Source organism: Rhodoferax sp. UBA5149 (genome assembly GCF_002413825.1).
Lineage (GTDB): Bacteria > Pseudomonadota > Gammaproteobacteria > Burkholderiales > Burkholderiaceae_C > Rhodoferax.
The window spans coordinates 1-3,488 of the sequence record NZ_DHXT01000216.1 but is presented as its reverse complement, the minus strand read 5'-3'; the positions used below and the strand labels follow the sequence as shown (position 1 = coordinate 3,488).

The window sequence follows — 3,488 nt, the reverse complement described above, 5'->3', positions numbered from 1 at the left end:
AGCGGGTCATCCGCGACCCTCCCCCCTTGCGCTAGCATGGCAGGTTTGGAGACACCTCATGCTCAAGCTCGTGATCGGCAGCAAAAACTATTCGTCCTGGTCCATGCGCCCGTGGGTGCTGCTCCGCCAGGCAGGTATCCCGTTTGAAGAGCTCATGGTCCGCTTTGACTCGTTTGAAGCGGGCTCCCACTTCAAGAACACCGTCGATGCCCTGACGCCCACCGGCAAAGTGCCGGTCCTGATCGACGGCGATCTGGCGGTGTGGGACACGCTGGCGATCGCGGAATACGTGGCCGAGCAATTTCCGGACAAGCAGCTGTGGCCGCTTGAGAAGGCCGCGCGCGCCCGCGCCCGCAGCATCTGTGCCGAGATGCATGCCGGTTTCACGCATCTGCGGGGCAACTGCCCGATGAACATCGAAGCCTCCCTGGCCGACACCGGCGCCCTGATCTGGCGTGACAAGCCCGCGGTGCGGGCCGATGTCGCCCGCCTGGTGGCCATGTGGCAGGAACTGCTGATCGAGCACGGCGGCCCCCTGCTGTTTGGCGACTTCTCAGTCGCCGACGCCTATTTCGCCCCAATCTGCATGCGCCTGAAGACCTACGCCCTGCCCGTGCCACCAGCCATTGCCGGTTATGTGGCGCGGGTGTGCGCCCTGCCCGGCGTCAAGGCGTGGATGGATGAGGCTCGGGCGGAAAAAGACTTCCGCGATTTCGAGGAGCCCTACCGTTTGACAAGTTCAGACCCGAGACGCTGACATGCAGTTCTACCTGGTGGGTGGCGCGGTGCGTGATGCACTGCTCGGTTTGCCGGTGAAAGACCGGGACTGGGTGGTGGTGGGCGCCACGCCCGAGGCCCTGACGGCGCAGGGTTTTTTGCCGGTCGGCAAGGACTTTCCGGTGTTCCTTCATCCCAAGACCAAAGAAGAATACGCACTGGCCCGCACCGAGCGCAAAACCGCTCCCGGCTACCACGGCTTCAGCGTCCATGCGGCGCCCGATGTGACGCTCGAAGAAGACCTGGGGCGTCGCGACATCACTATCAATTCAATAGCTGTCTGCGAAGATTCCATGAGGGCTGATGGCACATTCGACTCAGACCAGGCAGCGCTGATCGACCCTTTTGGCGGGCGGCGGGATCTGCAGCGCAAGGTGTTCCGCCACGTTACCGTGGCCTTTCGCGAAGACCCGGTGCGCATCCTGCGCGTGGCCCGGCTGGCGGCGCGCTTTGCCGATTTCACGGTGGCGCCCCCCACGCTGCAACTCATGCGCGACATGGTGCAGTCAGGTGAAGTGGACCATCTGGTGGCCGAGCGGGTCTGGCAGGAACTGGCCAAAGGCCTGATGGAGAAAACCCCCTCGCGCATGTTCGCGGTGCTGCGTGACTGTGGGGCGCTGGCGCGCCTGCTGCCCGAGGTGAATCAGCTGTGGGGCGTGCCGCAACGTGCCGACTACCACCCCGAAATCGACACCGGCATCCACCTGATGCTGGTGCTGGACATGAGCGCCCAACTGCAAGCTTCCCTGCCGGTGCGCCTGGCCTGCCTGTTCCACGACCTGGGCAAAGGCACCACCCCAGCCGACGTACTGCCGCGCCACACCGGGCATGAAGAACGCAGCGCCCGGCTGCTCAAAGGCGTGTGCGAACGGCTGCGCGTGCCCACCGAGTGCCGGGAGCTGGCCGACGTGGTGGCGCGCGAGCACGGCAATATCCATCGCAGCGCCGAGCTGGGCGCGGCCGCCCTGCTGCGCCTGCTGGAGCGCTGCGACGCGTTTCGCAAACCGGCCCGCTTTGAAGCGGCGCTGCTGGCCTGCGAATGCGACGCGCGCGGGCGCCTGGGGCAGCAGGACGCACCCTACCCGCAGCGCGCGCGACTGCTGTCGGCGTTGGCGGCGGCGCAGACGGTTGCTACAGATTCAGTAGCGTCTCAGGCAATAGCGACGGGGGCTAGCGGCAAAAAAATTGGAGAGTACATCCACAAGGCGCGGATTGACGCGCTGAAGGCCCGTCTGTAACCGGCGCCGGCCTGTCGTAGCCCTCAAAAAGCGGGTTGAATCACGTGCCTCAGCAGGTAGTTCTCACAGTCCGACGCGGTCAAGGGCCGGCTGCAGAAGTAACCTTGTACTTCATCACACCCCTGCGCGCGCAGGAAGTCAAGCTGTTCCAGCGTCTCCACGCCCTCGGCAATGGTCTGCAAGCCCAGGCTTCCCGCCATGCTGATGATGGCGCTGACAATCGCCTTGTCCTCCGGGTCCACGGTGATGTCGCGCACAAAGGACTGGTCGATCTTGAGCTTGTAGACCGAAAAGCGTTTGAGGTAGCTCAGGGACGAATAACCGGTGCCAAAGTCGTCAATCGACATGCGCACCCCCCGCGCGCGCAGATCGCCCATGATCGCGATGGCGCCCACGGGGTCATCGCTGGCCACGCCTTCGGTCAGCTCCAGCTCCAGATACTTGGGCGGCAAGCCGATCTCGTCCAGAATTCGGCTCACCAGTTCGGGCAAGTTGGGGTGCCGGAACTGCACCGGTGACAGGTTCACCGCCATGATGATCGGCTCGAAACCGCTGTCAATCCAGCTTGACATTTGCGCAACGGCGGTGCGCAGCACCCATTCACCAATCGGCAGTATCAGGCCGCTCTTCTCGGCAATCGGAATGAACTCGGCCGGCGACACCATGCCCAGCTCGGGGTGATTCCAGCGCAGCAAGGCCTCCACGCCAATCGCCCGCCCGGTGCGCAAGCACAGCTGCGGCTGGTAGTGCAGCGTCAGCTGATTGCGCTCCAGCGCCCGGCGCAAGGCACCTTCAAGCAGCAAGGTGCGCGCCAAATGCGACTGCATTTCGGGGGCAAAGAAGCGATAAGCGTTGCGACCGTCCTGCTTGACCCGGTACATCGCCACCTCGGCGTGCTGCGCCAAGGCCTTCAAGTCATGCCCGTCCTGCGGATACATCGCGATGCCGACGGAAGGGGTCACGCTCAACTCATGCTGCCCGACCAAAAAAGGCTTGGCGATGCCGTCGAGCAGCTTTTGCGCCAGGTGCGCCGCGCCATCGGCGTCCGTGCCAGGCAGCACCATGACAAATTCGTCGCCACCCAGGCGCGCCACCGTGTCTTGCTCGCGCACCTGCTGGCGTATGCGCCGGGCCACGCCAATAAGCAGCTCATCGCCGGCGCCGTGACCCAGGGAATCATTGATGTTCTTGAAATGGTCGAGGTCCAGAAACATCAGCGCCATCGACTCCCCGTTGCGTTGCGCGATGCTCAGGGCGTGCTCGAAACGATCCGTCATCAGGGCGCGATTGGGCAGCCCGGTGAGGGGTTCGAAGTGCGCCATCCACTTGATGCGCTCTTCATCCGATTTCCTTTGGCTGATGTCGCTGAACATGCCAATGTAGTGCGTCACCTCGTCAAAGGAATTGACCATCGGGTTGATGGTGATCCATTGGGGATAGACCTCACCGCTCTTGCGCCGGTTCCAGATTTCG

3 protein-coding genes are annotated in these 3,488 nt (G+C 63.7%); 2 read left to right on the top strand and 1 reads right to left on the bottom strand.

Features of this window, described 5'->3' with window-relative positions:
- Positions 1-58 precede the first annotated feature (58 nt).
- Together B3V69_RS19375 and B3V69_RS19370 are read left to right on the top strand one after the other, a co-directional pair.
- Complete coding sequence (locus B3V69_RS19375; protein WP_296449026.1) at positions 59-757, top strand: glutathione S-transferase family protein; 699 nt, start codon at positions 59-61, stop codon at positions 755-757.
- Position 758: 1 nt separating this feature from the next.
- Positions 759-2,015, top strand: a complete 1,257-nt coding sequence (locus B3V69_RS19370; RefSeq protein ID WP_296449023.1) for a multifunctional CCA addition/repair protein — start codon at positions 759-761, stop codon at positions 2,013-2,015.
- A 23-nt stretch (positions 2,016-2,038) separates the two neighbouring features.
- Here the strand turns inward: B3V69_RS19370 and B3V69_RS19365 are convergent.
- A partial coding sequence (locus tag B3V69_RS19365) for a putative bifunctional diguanylate cyclase/phosphodiesterase (protein ID WP_296449020.1) occupies positions 2,039-3,488 on the bottom strand: 1,450 nt, incomplete at its 5' end.

Excerpts from the sequence above, each read along its gene's own strand:
- B3V69_RS19375 (WP_296449026.1), top strand. The coding sequence starts at position 59 with ATGCTCAAGCTCGTGATCGGCAGCAAAAACTATTCGTCCTGGTCCATG.
- B3V69_RS19370 (WP_296449023.1), top strand. The coding sequence starts at position 759 with ATGCAGTTCTACCTGGTGGGTGGCGCGGTGCGTGATGCACTGCTCGGT.